Below are 14,972 nucleotides of genomic sequence, written 5' to 3'. Positions count from 1 at the left end.
GATTTTCTAAGCTAAATTTGCGTAAGATTTCGTCAAAATTAACGAAAGGAAAGAGATGAGCTACAAGATGAGCGAGCTTTGCGAACTATCGCAAACGCCCAAATCAACGATACTCTTTTACGTCAAGGAAGGGCTTTTGCCAGAGCCCGTGAAGGTAAAAGACAACGTGCATCAGTACGGCGAGGATACGCTTTTGATGCTAAATTTCATCAAATACGTCCAGAGCAACTTCCACCTCAGTCTAAAAGAGGTCAAGGCGCTCACGCAGCAAAAGGGCTTTAGCTTTAAGCGCTGCTACGAGGCGCTTTTTGATTCGCTAGATACCTTTATGGGGTCAAATTTCGCCCAGACGCTAAGCGCCGAGCAGGCGTGCGAGAGGCTGGGTATCAGCCAGGCTGAGCTGGATAAATTTATAAAAGACGGATTTATCTTTATGCGCGGCGGCAAGCTAACGGAAAAAGAGGTCGAGATCCTGCAAATCGTGCTAGAGACGCAAAAGAGCGAGCGCGGGCAGGAAATTTTACGGACCTATATAAATTTAGCCAAACAAACGGCCAAAATCGAAGCCGAGTGCGCGCGCGAAATTTACGCGAAAGCAAAGGATAAAAACGCGGCCTTAAAGCTCATTTTTGATAATATCTTGATCCTAAAACCCTACATCTTAAATTTTCACACATTCGATGCCTACAAAAAGGAGAACAAATGAAAGGCGTTTTTTCGGTTAGGGGCTTTTTGCCCTTTTTGATAGTTATGTTTATCAACGCGGTCGTCGATCTTGGCCACAAGATCACGATCCAAAACATACTTTTTAAGAGCATCGAGGATGAAAATTTACAGATCATCCTGACTTCGCTCGTAAATTTGCTAATCTTGCTGCCCTACATCATGCTTTTTAGCGTTTCGGGCTTTTTAAACGATAAATTTTCGCGCACCCGCATCACGAGATACGCGGCGGCGAGCGAAATTTTACTCACGCTTTTTATCACTATAAGCTACCTTTGCGGCTGGTTTTACGTGGCGTTTGGCACGACGCTGCTGCTAGCGGTGCAAAGCGCGGTATATAGCCCCGCCAAATACGGCCTTATCAAAAAAATCGTAGGCGCAGAAAAGCTGGGCGCGGCAAACGGTATCGTGCAGGCCTTTACTATCGTAGCGATTTTGCTTGGTTCGTTTGTTTTCTCGGCGATTTTTGAGAGCTACGCCGCTACTAGTACGGATGCCGGTGAGATGATAAAATCGGTCTGGTTTATCGGCGCAATACTTTTTGTTTGCTCGGTAGCCGAGACGATTTTTACGTTTAAGATTCCGTTTTTCGAGGCAACCGACGCGGAGCTTAAATTTGACGCGAAAAAGTACTTTAAACTAGGCTACCTAAAAGAAAACACGAAGCACATCTTTAACAACAAAAACGCCTTTTTATGTACGCTGGGACTTTCTGTTTTCTGGGCGGTGGCGCAGCTGGTTATCGCCGTTTTCCCCGCTCACTACAAGGCTATGAGCGCGGATAATAACGTCATGATCGTGCAGGCTATTTTAGCCGTTAGCACCATCGGTCTAGTCGCCGGCTCGGCGCTAGCGGGCAGCTACTCGAAAAATCACATCGAGATGGGCATCGTGCCTTTTGGCGCGCTCGGGCTTTTTGTTTCGCTGCTTATGTTCGCGCAGGGTTCAAGTGCTGCGTTTATGACGCTGGCATCGTTTTTGTTCGGTTTTAGCGGCGGCATTTTCATCGTGCCGCTAAACGCAAATATCCAGTTTTTCACGCCCGAAGAGCAGATGGGCCGCACGCTAGCGGGCAGTAACTTTATCCAAAACATCTTTATGGCGGCGTTTTTACTGCTTGCGATGGCGTTTAGCATATTTGCGGTTAGTACGCCGGGAATCTTCGTCATTACCTCTTTTAGCGTGCTTATCTGCGCGCTGGTAGCGATAAAGTACCTGCCGCATCTTTTTACTCGTTTGCTTATCATGCCGTTTTTTAGGATCGGATACACGATCAACGTCGACGGCGTCGAAAATATCCCGCAAAAAGGCGGCGTGTTGCTACTTGGCAACCACATGAGCTGGATAGACTGGGCGGTACTGCAGATGGCCTCTCCGCGCCCGATCAGATTTGCGATGCATAAGAGCTTTTATGAAATTTGGTACCTAAAATGGCTGTTAAATTTATTTGACGTGATCCCGATAGGAGCAGGAGCGAGCAAAAGCGCGCTAGAAAAGATCCGTGAGTGCCTAGACGCTGGCGACGTGGTGGCGCTGTTTCCTGAGGGTCACATCAGCTATAACGGCCAGATAGACGAGTTCGCGCACGGTTACGAGATAGCCGCAAGCGATACGAACTCCGTCATCGTGCCGTTTTATCTGCGCGGTCTTTGGGGTTCGAGCTTCTCGCGCGCTCAAAAATACTACCAAAAGATCAGCCGTAAAATAGACGGCAAGCGCGCTATCAGGGTGAGCTTCGGCGCGCCTTTGGCACCTGAAACCAAAGCCCCGCAGGTGCGCGAAAAGGTCGTCGAGCTGTCGTTTTTTAGCTGGGCCGAGTATCTAAAAACCCTTGAGCCTATGCAGTTTAGCTGGCTAAAACACGCTAAAGCAAATCTGTTTAAACGCTCGATGGTAGATAGCACGGGCGCTGATCTAAACAATCTCAAGGTTATCGCGACGGTGCTAGTATTTTTGTCCAAATTTAAATTTGCGTTTTTAAAAGAGCGAAACGTCGGCGTGATACTGCCCTCCTCGGTGATGGGTAGCATTATAAATTTGATACTATTTATCAGAGGCAAGATAAGCGTAAATCTAAACTACACGCTTAGCGAGCAAAATTTGATCGGCTGCGCGGACAAGGCTGGGTTAAGAAGCATAATCACGTCGCGCCAGTTTATCGCCAAGCTAAAGGCTCGCGGCTTTGAGCTGGAAGAATCTCTAAAGGGCAGACTAATCTACCTCGAAGACGTCGCGCAGGGCATAAGCAAAGCCGATAAAATTTGCGCGATGCTAAAGGCGATTTTGATGCCGCGCTGGCTGCTTGAGCTTATATATTTTCGCGACGTTCGCATCGACGATGATGCAACGATACTCTTTAGCAGCGGCAGCGAAGGCACGCCAAAGGGCATCGTGCTAACGCATAAAAACATAATGGCTAACATCAAGCAAATTTCAGAGATCGTAAACACGGACGGCAACGACGTTATCTTAGCGTCGCTACCGATATTTCACTCGTTTGGGCTTACTGCGGCGACCTTTTTTCCGCTTAGCGAGGGTATCGCCTCGGCTCACGTGCCTGATCCCACAGACGCCTTTGCCGTGGGCAAGATGGTTGCTAAATACCACGCGACGATAATGTTTGGCACGTCGACGTTTTTTAGGCTCTACACCAAAAACAAAAAGCTAAATCCGCTGATGTTTTCTACGATCCGCTACGCGATCGCCGGCGCGGAGAAGCTAAACGCAGCCGTTAAGCGCGAGTTTAAGATGAAATTCGGCGTCGAAATTTACGAAGGCTACGGCACGACCGAGACCTCGCCCGTCGTTAGCGTAAATACCGCAAACGTGCTAGAGCCCGAGTTTTTTAAAGAGCTTGTTTTCTCAAAAGAGGGCAGCGTGGGTCTACCGACTGCGGGCACGATAATAAGAATCTGCGATCCTACAAACCTAGCAAAGCTAGAAAACGGGCAGGCGGGCCTCATCCTAATCGGCGGCCATCAGGTGATGAAGGGCTACTACGAGGACGAGGAGCGCACGAAAGAAGCGATTGTCGAGCTAGACGGCGTGCGCTACTATAACAGCGGCGACATCGGCTTTTTGGACGAGGCGGGCTTCCTAACGATCACGGATAGGCTATCTCGCTTTGCTAAAATCGGCGGCGAGATGATAAGCCTGGGCGCGGTCGAGGCTCAAATCTCATCCGTGCTGGGCGATGAGGCGACCTTTGTCTGCACCAACGTCGCCGACGAGAAAAAGGGCGAGCAAGTCGTCATGCTCTTTAGCGGTGAGATCGGCGAGGAGGAGCTGGGTGCGCGCATCAGGGCATCTGCGATACCGTCCATCATGCAGCCTTCAAAGATTTACAAAGTAGATGCCGTACCGGTGCTGGGAACGGGCAAAGTGGACTTTAAATCAAGCAAAAAGCTAGCGGCCCAGCTGGCCTTGGGCGAGGGAAATTTGGGCGCTGCGGAGGAAGCGTGAATTTGAGCGGTAAATTTGGGGCGGCGAAATTTGACGCCCTAAATTTGCAAATTCGACGAAACGGGCTTAAATTTGCGAGTTAAATTTAAGCCCGCAAAAGCTAGCGAAATAACGTAAATTTGACTCAGCAAACGAGTCAAATTTACACCAAATCCCTGCTGCTAAAGATAAAATACCCCCCGACAAGCATAATCGCGCCTAAAATCAGCGGATAAAAAATCGAGTAAATCACAAATCCAAACGCACTAAAGTTGTTTAATACGAAATTCGACGCCACTCCGATCACGGCTAAATTCGGATCAAACAGGCTAATCGCCGCAATCCTAAAGACCTCGATGGGGTTAATGAGCGCGATAAAAAAGATGATATCCTCGCGCACGTTGCTTTTCATCAAAAAGCCGATCAGCGCGAGATCTAAAAACGCCAGCAAGATAAGCCAGAGTAAAAATGCGACGCCTTGACCCATTTCTTGATTTTTGATCATTGATGAGATGAGAAATCCAAACGACAAAAACACGAAGCTAAGCGCGAAAAGTAGGGCGGTGTAGAGGGTTAGGATATTCCACGGGATTTCTATTTTTTTAACTAGCCCCGCAATCACCGCAATTGCAAAAGAGAGCAAAAGCGGCACGAAAATGACGAAAATACGCCCCAAAGCCTTACCGAAATAGTATTCGCCCAGGCTAACGGGAAAGCTAAGCATATACTCAAGCAGGTTCGTATCGCGGTCGGCGCTGATGCTGCGCACGGTCGAGATGAGGATAAAAATGGGCACGATGATGATACAAATTTGGATAAAAAGCAGCAAAAGCCGCGTAAGCCCGCTAAAGCCGAGCACCCGCGAGTCCGTCACGCCGCTAAAAATAAAAGTAACGATAAGCCCCATAAAAACTAGCATATAGATGAGAAACCAGCGCGAGCGCAGCGACTCGGCGACGTCTAGTTTGGCGATGAGTAGCAAGTTACGCATGCGCGCCTCCTTGATAGATCGGCTCGTCTTTTATGATCTGCCCCAGGTCCATCTCGACGTAGCGGTTTGATATGCCCTGCACCTCATCAAGTCTGTGCGAGATAAAAACCAGCGTCTTTTCGCGCGCAAACTCGCCTAGCAGATCCATAAAATTTCGCCTGGCTTTCGGGTCTAAATTTGCCGTGGGCTCGTCAAACATCATGGCCTCGGTGTTTTTAGCAAAGGCGATTGCGATTAGCATTTTTTGCTTCATACCGCCCGAGAGCTTGTAAAAAGGCTTGTGAAAATTTCCTTTTAGATCAAGCTCCATTTTCTCGCAAAATTTTTCTATGTTTTTCTGAGCGACGCCCGAGCTTTTGCAGACGAACTCGCAAAGCTCTTTTAGGTTAAATTTAAGCGGCGGCGGCGTTTGTGGGACGAAAGATATCACGCTAAGAGCTTCTTTGCGCGCGGTAAAAGGGTCAAAGCCGTTTACTCGCACCTCGCCGCTGTTTGGCTTAAATTCGCCCAGGATTATACGCATCAGCGAGCTTTTGCCGGCGCCGTTTTGCCCTAGCACGACCGTTTTTTGCCCCTTTTCTATGCTTAAATTTACGTTTTGCAGTATCTTTTGTGAGCCGAAAGCCTTTGTGATGTCTTTTAAGATTATCAAATTTATCCTTTTAGATGAGCTTTTTAAAGCCGTTGTCAAATTTCAGCGCGTCGTGGTGACATACGTCGATACAGCGCCCGCAAAGCGTGCAGTCGCCGCCCACGAGACGAAATTCTTTTTTATTTTCGTCGCCGTCTAGTTTAGCGTTTTTCTTCGTGATCTCTAGCACGTGCGGCACGAGACAGGTATCTATGCAGACTAAACAGTGGTCGCAGCGCTCTTTGTTCCAGCTAACTTTAACGGCGTTGGTGCGGGTTAGTAGTGAGTACGTCGCGCCGATGGGGCAGACGTAGCGGCACCAGCCTCTGCGGGAGTAGAAAATCTCGACTAGAAGTATAAAAACCGCAAACCAAATCGCATGAAAATAGCCGTAAATGACGAATCTAGAAACTATACCCGTCACGCTAAATATCTCAAACACGAGCTGCGCGCTGGCAAAACTCATCGCGATAAAAAGCGCGGTAAAGACGTAGCGCCATTTCGGATCGAAATTTCGGCGTTTGATTATCTTTTTAGCAGCTAAATTTTCGTGTATTTTCTCGCCGATCTCGCCCAAAAAAGTATAAGGGCAAATCCAGCCGCAAAAGGCTCGCCCGCCCACAAGCGCGTAAAAAAGCAAAATCGTAGCCGTGCCGATGATCAAATTTGTCGGAAACTCGTGCGTCGCGGCAAATACCTGAAAGCTCATAAAAGCGTCGGTCAAGTGAAAGCCTAAAATCCTTGATCCGCTGATGTCGCCTTCTAAAATTTGAATATCCGCGCGGTAAGAAAGCACGAACAAAATATGCACCAGCGCGATCGTCATGAGCCGCCAAGCGCGGATGCTAAGGCGCTTTTTGCCCTCGGCGTTTTTTACCGTGAGCGTGCTTAGAAACGGGACTTTGGCGACCGTGCAGCGCGTGGCGTACTTGTCCATTTTCTACTCTTTAAATTTTGAAATTTCATCAGCTAACGCGCCTAGATCCTCGTCCGATACGTTTGTAAGAAGCCCCTTCATCAGGCTATTTGGCACCTTGCCCTCTTTGTAGTTTTTTAGCGAAGCTAGGATTTCGTCCTTGCTTTTGCCCGCGATGCTAGGCGCCATCACGCCCTTGCCGTTTGCTCCGTGGCAAGGCGCGCAGGAGGTTAGGTATCGTTTGCTAACGCCCTCGCTAGGCTGGTTTGCGACGCTGTTTTGTAGCTGTTTGATCTTTTTTATCTCTTCGCTATCTTGCAAATTTATCTCTTCGTTTGCGGCTTTTGGCTGCGTTTGCTGCGCCGGTTTTAGCTCGGGCCTGCTAGCGTCCTTTATAGGTGCCGACGGCTGGCTAGTCAGCATAAAAACCATGAGCGCAAGTACCAAAACTCCAAAGATTATCGCTATTTTCTTTCCCATTTTAGCCTCCTATTTTTTTCTAAATTGCTCGTTAAATTCGCTAATCTCGTTAGCCATCGCCCTGATCTGCGCCTCGTCCATGCCGCGCACCAGATCTTTCATCAAAGGATTTGCCTTTTGCTTGCTCTTATACGCGGCGATCATGTCGTAAATTTGATCCGAGGTTTTATTTAGCAGCGACGGGCCGATGATGCCGTTGGCGTAGTCGTCGTGGCAGGCGGAGCATTTTACGATAAAGTCCTTGCTAAGTCGCCCTTTGATGAGCTTTAAATTTATACTTTGTAGCGGGCTTCGCACCATCGCTAGCGCGCCGACTGAGCGGCTAGTCTCGCTCTCTTCGTCATCTAGGCCGAATTTGACTCTCTTTTTGCCGTTTATGTCGTAGCTCATAAACTGATCGTAGTCTTTTTGCGCGGTTGCGTTAGCGTCCGCTTTTTGCGTCTCTATCATGCCTGCGGCAACGGGCGTCGCTTGCGTTTTTGCCGCTTGCGTCGTCGGTTTTTTATCATCCTTGCTCTCACAGCCGGTTATCAGCATGGCGGCGGCGAGAGCCGCGAGACAGCCTAAAATTTTATTTCTCATTTTTATCCTTTGTAAATTTCGTCATAGCTGCGGTTTGGCGCTATATCGATGATCTGTGCCGGGCAAACCTCGGCGCACACTCCGCATCCGACGCAGCCTTGTTTAAATTCGGGCAAATTTCGCCCGTCGCTTTTTGCCATCGTTATGGCGGCGTCTCCGACCGGGCAGAGGCTAACGCACAGATCGCAGGGCTTATCCACGCTATTTTGGACGGCGTCTTTTACGGCTTGCTCGCGGTCGTTGTAAATTTTACGCTCAAGCATTTTCGTAACGCTGCTTAAATTTACGTTTTCGTTTTTGTATGCTAGACAGGCTTCATGCTCCCTTAGCACGCCCACGCCCATCTTTACGTCGCTGATCTGCGTCGTGGCGTGATCTAGCGCGCCGCTGGGACAGGCTAAAACGCAAGGAAAAAGGTCGCACAGATAGCAGCCTCGCTCGTGCGCGTCGATGTAGGACGTGCCGTTTGAGTAGCCCTGCGCGATGTCTAGTAGTTCGATGCTGTGATATGGGCAGACTTGCACGCACTGGCCGCATTTTATGCAGAGCGATTCGAAATTTTTAACAGCTCCGGGAGGCCGTAAAAAAAGCTCGTCCGCGCGCGTTTTGGGTAAAAAATATCCGATGCCGTAGCCTGCGGCCGCCGCGCCTGCCGTTAGGGCGATAAAATTTCGTCTATTCATAGCGTTGCCTTTTGAGCGTTGTTTGGGCGCATTTTAGGAGAGCCGTCCTCTAAAAGCTTGAGCGGCTCGGAAAAAGGCGCAAGCTTAGCTAGGAAATTTAGCCCGCTAATCACGGTCGAACCGTAGAAAAAGCGCAGAGTCGGATAATACTGCCAAAGCTTGTCGGCGTAAACGAAGTGCAAGTATGGCGTATCGCCGATACCGTCTCTATCGACGTCTAAGCCTTCGTATTCGTCGAAATAATTACCGCTCCACTCGTTTAGCTCGATCTTTGAGCCCGGAGTGTCGTTGATAGCCGTTTCCATGTTGCCGATAAAATCATTGCCCTTAAACACGCTTTTTTCCTGCGTCGCGTGCATTTGCAGCCCGATGACGTTGTATAAAATTTGATTGTTTTTGAGGGTGTTTACGGTGCCCGGATTTAACGGCGAGCGGTCGGAGTAGATGCCGCGCGAGTTATACAAAAAGGTATTTTCTCTAATGTTAAATCCCGAGGCGTCTTTTAGCGCGATACCCACCCCAAACGCTCCGTTTGAGTTTATTATCACGTTTCGGCGCACGAGAGAATTTGTAGAAAACATAAAATACATCCCCACGGCACCGCCGCTAAATTCGTTATCCTCGATGAGGTTGTCCGCCGAATACATCGTATGTACGGCGTATCGGTTGTTTTTGCCGAAATTTTTGCGGATTATGTTGTTGCTAGAAAACCACGCCACGATATCGCGGCTGTTATAGACGTAGTTTCGCTCGATCAAATTTTCGTGCGAATACCACGCGCGCACCGCGTCTCCGCGTCTAGGCACGTCAAAGCCCTCTTTTGAAGTGATGTTATTATCTCTGATGACGGCTTGGTTGCATTCTGATAGCTCGATACCGAAAAGCACGTCTTTAAAGCGGCTTTTCTCGACTAAAATATTATTGCCCTTTGCGCAGCTTATGCCCGCGTCTAAGTTCATCTGACTCGTGCCGCTGCCTTCGATGTTTAAATTTATGAGTTTAACGTTTTTTGCCGTTACTTTTATCACGCTTGATTTGCGGTCGCCTCTGATGATCGCATCTTGGCCTTTACCTATGATTGAGAGCGGTTTATCGATTATGATATTCCCCTCGTAAAGGCCGTCGTTTAGGCGCAAGATGTCGCCCGGTTCCGCAGCGTTTATAGCGTCTTGCAGCGGGCCGGCGAAGGCCGTCAAATTTAGCGCGCAAAAGAGCAAAAGCTTAAATTTCATTTCGCGTCTTTGAGCTCTTTTTTCTTTGAAAATACGGCTAGGATACAAAGCGCGCTCATAGCCATCATCACCCAAAATCCTATGCTAGGATACGAGTGCGTCGTAAATTGCGCGACCTTGCCGTCGCCAAGCACGGTCGGCATAAACGGTTTTATCTTAAACGCGCCCCACTCTTGCATATTGTGCCCGTACCAATAAAGCCAACCCGCAAATGCGCCCATAAAAAGCAGCGGAGCGATGGTCGGAAGTACCATGAGCAGGGAGTTAAATTTGCCGTCGTAGTATAAAAAGGCTAGCATGCAAAGCGTGGAAATGAGCAGATAATAAGGCGCAATCGCGCGCTCGACGTTGCCGCCGTGCTCCATCGGATACATGCCTATGTAGTGGTTTATGGTGTTCATCTCATGCACGTCGCCGCCGTATCCGTCAACGTGAAAATAAACCGGAATGCCGTCGGGAAAGGCGTCTTTAGGGTAGTTTGGCGCTTCAAGCGCGACGTACCAGATAGGAAAAGATGGCGTGCCGATCTCGGCTTTTTGCTCGATCATCTTTTCCAGACTGCTTGCGACGTCCTTTGACATCAGGTGGTTTTTGTACTGAAACGAGGTGTAAAGGTCGTAAATTTTATACGAATATCCGGCAAGCGGCTCGCCCGCGGCGATCTTAGCCTTGGCTCCAAAAAAGCCCAGCACCGGGATCGTAAAACAAACGGTCATCAAGACTAACGCGATAATAGTGTAAATTTGATACTTCTTCATCGTTTCTCCTTTATTAAATTTAAAAAATTTTTCGCAAAACGCTTTTTAAATTTAACGTAGGAGGCTCGGGTTACGCGCGCCGAGCCTCAAATTTAGCGAACTGATTCGGACTGCTAAGCCCGAATCAAATTTGGATTACATTCCCGCGTTTTCGTCGATCCATTTTAGATATTCGATGATATCTTTGATCTCTTGGTCGCTCATGTGCTGATTAGGCATCCTGAGGTTAAAGAAATCTATCATAGATTTGACGTACTCGTCGTTGTAAAATTTAGCAGGATCTTTGATAAAGTCAAACACCCATTTCTCGCCGTTTTCGTGACGCAAAAGAACGCCGGTTAGATCAGGGCCTGAGCTAACCTGACCGATGACGTGGCAGCCATTACAACCGCCTTTTAGATAGGCTTCCTCGCCTTTAGCGGCAGCCGGGCTCATAGGCGTAGCGATCTCTTTAGCGAGATTGTTTTTAGCTCTTAGGCCGACGTCTGCGGTTTTAACCATATACTGCCATACTTGGTACTCCCATAGGATCGCGCCGTTTACGTCGCCTTTTTTGTAGGCTTCGTCGGCTTTTGCTTTTACTTCAGGGATTTTGCCGTACTGATCCAGCGCGTCGGTAACTAGCTCTTTTACCTTAGGATATTTTTCGTAATGCTTCTCTTTTAGATACGTAACGACGCTTTGGATAACCTCGTCGGTAGCTTTGTTTGTAGCGATTACTTTATCGTATTCGGCTTTTAGAGCTTCTGGGCTTAGGGTTTTTAGCTTGCTTGCTTTGGCGGATTCGTATTTTTTGTTCGGATCTTTAACTAGCAAGTAACCCATCATCTCAAGGTGCAGCGCAGAGCAAAATTCGGTGCAGTAGTAAGGGAACACGCCCTCTTCGTCCGCTACGAAATTTACGGTCGCTGTTTTACCCGGCTCTAAAGACGCATGGATGTTGTAAAGATCCACGGTAAAGCCGTGCGTCTCGTCCTGCGCGCGCTCTAGGTTTGTTAAGTGGATAGTTACGTTGTCGCCTTTATTTACCTCGATGTGCTCAGGGTTGATGTGACTTCTGATCATCGTAGCATAAACGGTTACGTTTTTGCCGTTACGCTCGACTCTTTCTTGTCCGGCAAGAGTTACGAACGGACTTTCTTTGCCCGTGCGAGAGTTTGTTCCCATCGTGTATGTAGTAGCAGGTTTTAGCTTGCTAGCCGCGATAGAAACTACGTCGTGAGGCTCGCCAAGAGGTATCGGCATATCGTATAAAAGCTCCATCTTAGCACCAGCGATGTCGATAAGCTGGTGGTTTTGCGGGTGAAGAGGGCCTACCGGGTTAAAGCGATCGATCGAAAGTTTATCAAGAGCGATAGCGTATTTGCCCTTAGGTTTTGACGATTTTCCCTCCATAGTATCAAGGTGTCCGATATTGTAGTGGACGTTGATCCTATCTAGAACTTTTAAATTTTTATAGTCCCATTTCACGATCTGGCTATCGACGTAAAGAGAGGTATAGATGATGCCGTCTTTTTCGTCAAAAGAGTTGTGCAGAGGTCCAAGGCCAAGCTCGACTTGTCCTTGCAAGCTCTTTGCCATATCAAGCACAGGGATGCCGTACGGATCGGTGCCGGCGAACTCTTTTTTGTCGATTAGGTTTTTGATCTTTTTAAAATCATAAACCGTCGCGTGAGTATCTAGCTTGCCGCCGATAACGATATAGCGGCCGTCAGGAGTGACGTCTACGCCGTGCGGGCTCTTTGGTTCAGGGATCAAAAATAGCGCGCCGGCTTTAACCGCGGCGTCTATCGTAACTACTCTATGGCCGTTTATCTCCATATAGTTTTTCTTATCCTGAGCTAGTTTTTCTAAAATTTGCCAGTTATAAACGTGCAAATAGTCAGTGTCGTTTCTGCTCGCGCCCGCTTCAAACGGAGGCAAGCCCTTTTCGATACCGCCCGTATACATCTCGGAGTTTATCGAGTTTGTAAACGCCCAGCCGAAGCTCTCGCCCTTACCGGCGTCGCTTAGGTCCTGCCAGTACGGAGGAAGCTCGAGCGAGAAGGAGGCTTTCTCGTCTATCTTACCTTTTGGATAGTCGAATTTCCAAAACGTTACCGCGCCGCGGAAAACCGCTTCGTATTCGTCCATCGAGTGATAGCCGTTATCTAGCGGAGCCGCGTACTGCGCCGCTTCGATGACGTATTCGCTGTTTGGAGTGATAAAGCTACCGCCGTGTTCGCTTTTCATGATAGGGTTAACCACGATCTGAGTCGTCTCAAAATCGTGTAAATTTATCACCGCAATGCGAGGGTTGGCCTTGTCGTTGATAAAAAGATAATCGCCGACGTATTCGCCGTTTTTCTCCGTAAGAGCAGGGTGGTGAGTGTCGCCCCACGTGATTTGTTTGCCTCTGATGGCGCCGCTTTTTAGGATGGCTTTAGACTCCTCGTCGTAGCCATATCCCTGCCAAGGCTCGGGCGTAAAGACGCCGATATACTTGTAAATCCTCATCGAAGGCACGCCGTAAACCATCACCTGTCCGCTTTGGCCTCCTGAGGAAAATACGATGTAGTCGTCTTTTTTACCGCTTGGCTGATACGTTTTAGCGGCCGCTAGGATGTCTTTTTCCGTTAGCCCGCGCGCTTTCATGATAGCTTGTAGGTCGCTACCCGATGCACACGCGCTGCTAACGGTAAACGCGAGGCCCGCAGCCGCAACGATACCGCAACTAAGTAGTTTGTTCATTGAAAATCTCCTTTCCTAAGATTTTTTCTTGTAAATTTGGATCTCGCCGTTTATGCTAACGGCTATGACGCTATCTTCGTCGTTAAAAACTTTTATCACGGTGTCGGAGTTTTTGCCTATTTTTTCTATCTGTTTAAACTCAGCGTCGCTTCGTAAAATTTCGCCGTTTCCAAGCCCGATATAAACTTTATCCTGCATGATCAGTAGGCTTTTAATGCGCGAATTTGAGATTTTGTAAATTTGAATTTCTGCGTCCGTCAAATTTGCGTTTGCTTTGCCGTTAGTCAAATTTAGATCCGCTTTGTTTTGTGTATTTTTGACGGCGGTCAAATTTACGCTTGCGTTTTCTTTGTCGCTTGTTTGAGTTAAATTTGCTTCGGCGGCCAAATTTGCCGCGCTAGGCTGCTTGCTTGCTAAATTTTCGTTCGTTAAATTTTCGTCTGCGTCAAATTTGAGGCTGGCTATCTCGCCACTAGCAAGTCCGAAAATCACGCCCGAGTTTATCTCCGCCGCACTCAAGGCTACGGATTTTAACTTGCCCAGATTTTTTGCCCGCATCGTGCTTAAATTTACGCTAAAAACCGATCTATCCCAGCTGGTTATCAGCGCGGCGCCGTTTAAAATTTTACAGGTTGCGATACGGTATGCGCCGTTAAGATTCGCGCGCGTCAGCTTTTTTGATGCAATGTCGTAGGAGACAAAGGCGTCTTTGCCGGCAACCGCGTAAATTTTGCCCTTTGCGACGTGAAGGTGCGTTATCTGCGTATCAAGGCTTAAATTTGAAAGATTTAGCATGCCGGCAAAAGAGCTAAAATCATCGCTAAATTTAGCTACCTCGCCGCTCGCAAATCCTGCGTATAAATTTGCGCCGTCAAAAGCCAGAGAGGTTATCTCGTCCGTTTTAACGTCAAATTTGCTTATGGGTTTTAAGTCTTTTTGATTAAGTATTTTTAGCGAATTTTTGGCATCGTAGACGGCTAGTGTTTTGTTTTGCTCGCTATATGCGCAGCTTTTTACGTCGAGGCTAGCCGTAGCGCTAACATCGCTTGCGAAGGAGAAAACAAATAGAGCGCATACGAGCGCTATAATTTTCATAAATGTCTTTCAAATTTAAATTTTCTATTAATGAAACTATACAACCGGAAGGCTTAAAGTATATTGATTTAAATCAAAATCGTTAATAATTGAGTATAAAAAAATATCTTTGTGTTATAACGTAACACCTGCAATTTACGAAATAATAAAGCTGTTATTATTTCAGATTTTCCAGCGTTTTCTTGATATTTTGCGCCGTTAGATTGGAGATCTCGGCGACGAATTTATCGTTTTTGTCTAACACATAAAGCGAGGAGCTATGAGCGACAGAGTACTCTATCGCCGATTTTTCAAGCAGCACCTTTTGATACTTCACGCCGTAGCTTTTGGCAACCTTAGGCAGATCGTCTAACACTATGCCGTAAGAATTCGGATAAAAATACTTCGCATACTCGTCGACGTTTTTAGCCTCGTCGCGCTCCGGATCGAGGGTGACGAAAATCACGACGATGTCGTCTCGTTTAAGTTCGTTTAAAACGCCCGAAAGGATACCCAGAGTCGCAGGGCAGACGTCGGGGCAGGTGGTGTAGCCGAAGTAGATAATCTTATTTTTACCCTCAAAGCTCTTTAGACTCACCGCGCCGTTTGCGCCTTGGCCGGCAAGAGCGTATTTGTTTGAGTAGAGTGCGAGATAGCCTGCACCAAGAACCGTTAAAATCAGTACAAGTACGATAAGAAGCTTTTTCATCATCCGCCCTTTCAAGTGAAAT

At 47.8% G+C, this 14,972-nt stretch carries 13 protein-coding genes; 2 read left to right on the top strand and 11 right to left on the bottom strand.

Translation table 11 applies throughout. The annotated features are described in order from the left end of the window. The first annotated feature begins 55 nt into the window (after window positions 1–55). Together H7R39_RS02805 and H7R39_RS02800 are read left to right on the top strand one after the other, a co-directional pair. Window positions 56–706: a MerR family transcriptional regulator gene (locus tag H7R39_RS02805; RefSeq protein ID WP_185897875.1), complete on the top strand. Its 651-nt coding sequence runs from the start codon at window positions 56–58 to the stop codon at window positions 704–706. Beyond that, window positions 703–4,185, top strand: a complete 3,483-nt coding sequence (locus H7R39_RS02800) for an acyl-[ACP]--phospholipid O-acyltransferase (RefSeq protein ID WP_185897874.1) — start codon at window positions 703–705, stop codon at window positions 4,183–4,185. The genes H7R39_RS02805 and H7R39_RS02800 overlap by 4 nt, the downstream gene beginning before the upstream one ends. A gap of 142 nt (window positions 4,186–4,327) precedes the next feature. On the opposite strand, the gene H7R39_RS02795 is transcribed toward H7R39_RS02800, so the two are convergent. From H7R39_RS02795 to H7R39_RS02745, 11 genes are all read right to left on the bottom strand, one after another. Beyond that, window positions 4,328–5,155, bottom strand: coding sequence for an ABC transporter permease (locus H7R39_RS02795; RefSeq protein WP_185897873.1), 828 nt, complete (start codon window positions 5,153–5,155; stop codon window positions 4,328–4,330). Next, entirely contained in the window at window positions 5,148–5,807 is a 660-nt protein-coding gene (locus H7R39_RS02790; protein WP_185897872.1) for an ABC transporter ATP-binding protein, read from the bottom strand. The genes H7R39_RS02795 and H7R39_RS02790 overlap by 8 nt, the downstream gene beginning before the upstream one ends. Before the next feature lie 10 nt (window positions 5,808–5,817). Beyond that, window positions 5,818–6,723: a NapH/MauN family ferredoxin-type protein gene (locus tag H7R39_RS02785; RefSeq protein ID WP_185897871.1), complete on the bottom strand. Its 906-nt coding sequence runs from the start codon at window positions 6,721–6,723 to the stop codon at window positions 5,818–5,820. 3 nt (window positions 6,724–6,726) lie between these two features. Beyond that, on the bottom strand, window positions 6,727–7,182 hold the full coding sequence (locus H7R39_RS02780; RefSeq protein ID WP_185897870.1) for a c-type cytochrome: 456 nt from the start codon (window positions 7,180–7,182) through the stop codon (window positions 6,727–6,729). Window positions 7,183–7,191: 9 nt separating this feature from the next. After that, complete coding sequence (locus H7R39_RS02775) at window positions 7,192–7,764, bottom strand: c-type cytochrome (RefSeq protein WP_185897869.1); 573 nt, start codon at window positions 7,762–7,764, stop codon at window positions 7,192–7,194. 2 nt (window positions 7,765–7,766) lie between these two features. Further along, the gene (locus H7R39_RS02770) at window positions 7,767–8,447 is read right to left on the bottom strand and encodes a 4Fe-4S dicluster domain-containing protein (RefSeq protein WP_185897868.1); all 681 of its coding nucleotides are present in this window, start codon (window positions 8,445–8,447) and stop codon (window positions 7,767–7,769) included. After that, window positions 8,444–9,679: a nitrous oxide reductase family maturation protein NosD gene (locus H7R39_RS02765; protein WP_185897867.1), complete on the bottom strand. Its 1,236-nt coding sequence runs from the start codon at window positions 9,677–9,679 to the stop codon at window positions 8,444–8,446. Before H7R39_RS02765 ends, H7R39_RS02770 begins: the two co-directional genes overlap by 4 nt. Beyond that, window positions 9,676–10,437 (bottom strand): cytochrome C, encoded by a 762-nt coding sequence (locus tag H7R39_RS02760; RefSeq protein ID WP_185897866.1) that lies wholly within the window; start codon window positions 10,435–10,437, stop codon window positions 9,676–9,678. The genes H7R39_RS02765 and H7R39_RS02760 overlap by 4 nt, the downstream gene beginning before the upstream one ends. 135 nt (window positions 10,438–10,572) lie before the next feature. Next, window positions 10,573–13,167 (bottom strand): Sec-dependent nitrous-oxide reductase, encoded by a 2,595-nt coding sequence (gene nosZ / locus H7R39_RS02755; protein WP_185897865.1) that lies wholly within the window; start codon window positions 13,165–13,167, stop codon window positions 10,573–10,575. Window positions 13,168–13,182: 15 nt separating this feature from the next. Further along, window positions 13,183–14,262 (bottom strand): WD40 repeat domain-containing protein, encoded by a 1,080-nt coding sequence (locus H7R39_RS02750; RefSeq protein ID WP_185897864.1) that lies wholly within the window; start codon window positions 14,260–14,262, stop codon window positions 13,183–13,185. Window positions 14,263–14,419: 157 nt separating this feature from the next. Next, window positions 14,420–14,950, bottom strand: coding sequence for an SCO family protein (locus H7R39_RS02745; RefSeq protein ID WP_185897863.1), 531 nt, complete (start codon window positions 14,948–14,950; stop codon window positions 14,420–14,422). Window positions 14,951–14,972 lie beyond the last annotated feature (22 nt).

Origin of the sequence: Campylobacter massiliensis (assembly GCF_014253065.1) — a bacterium.
In the GTDB taxonomy this organism is placed as follows: domain Bacteria; phylum Campylobacterota; class Campylobacteria; order Campylobacterales; family Campylobacteraceae; genus Campylobacter_A; species Campylobacter_A massiliensis.
The sequence above is the reverse complement of the archived record's forward strand: the minus strand, read 5'-3'. Positions and strand labels throughout refer to the sequence as shown.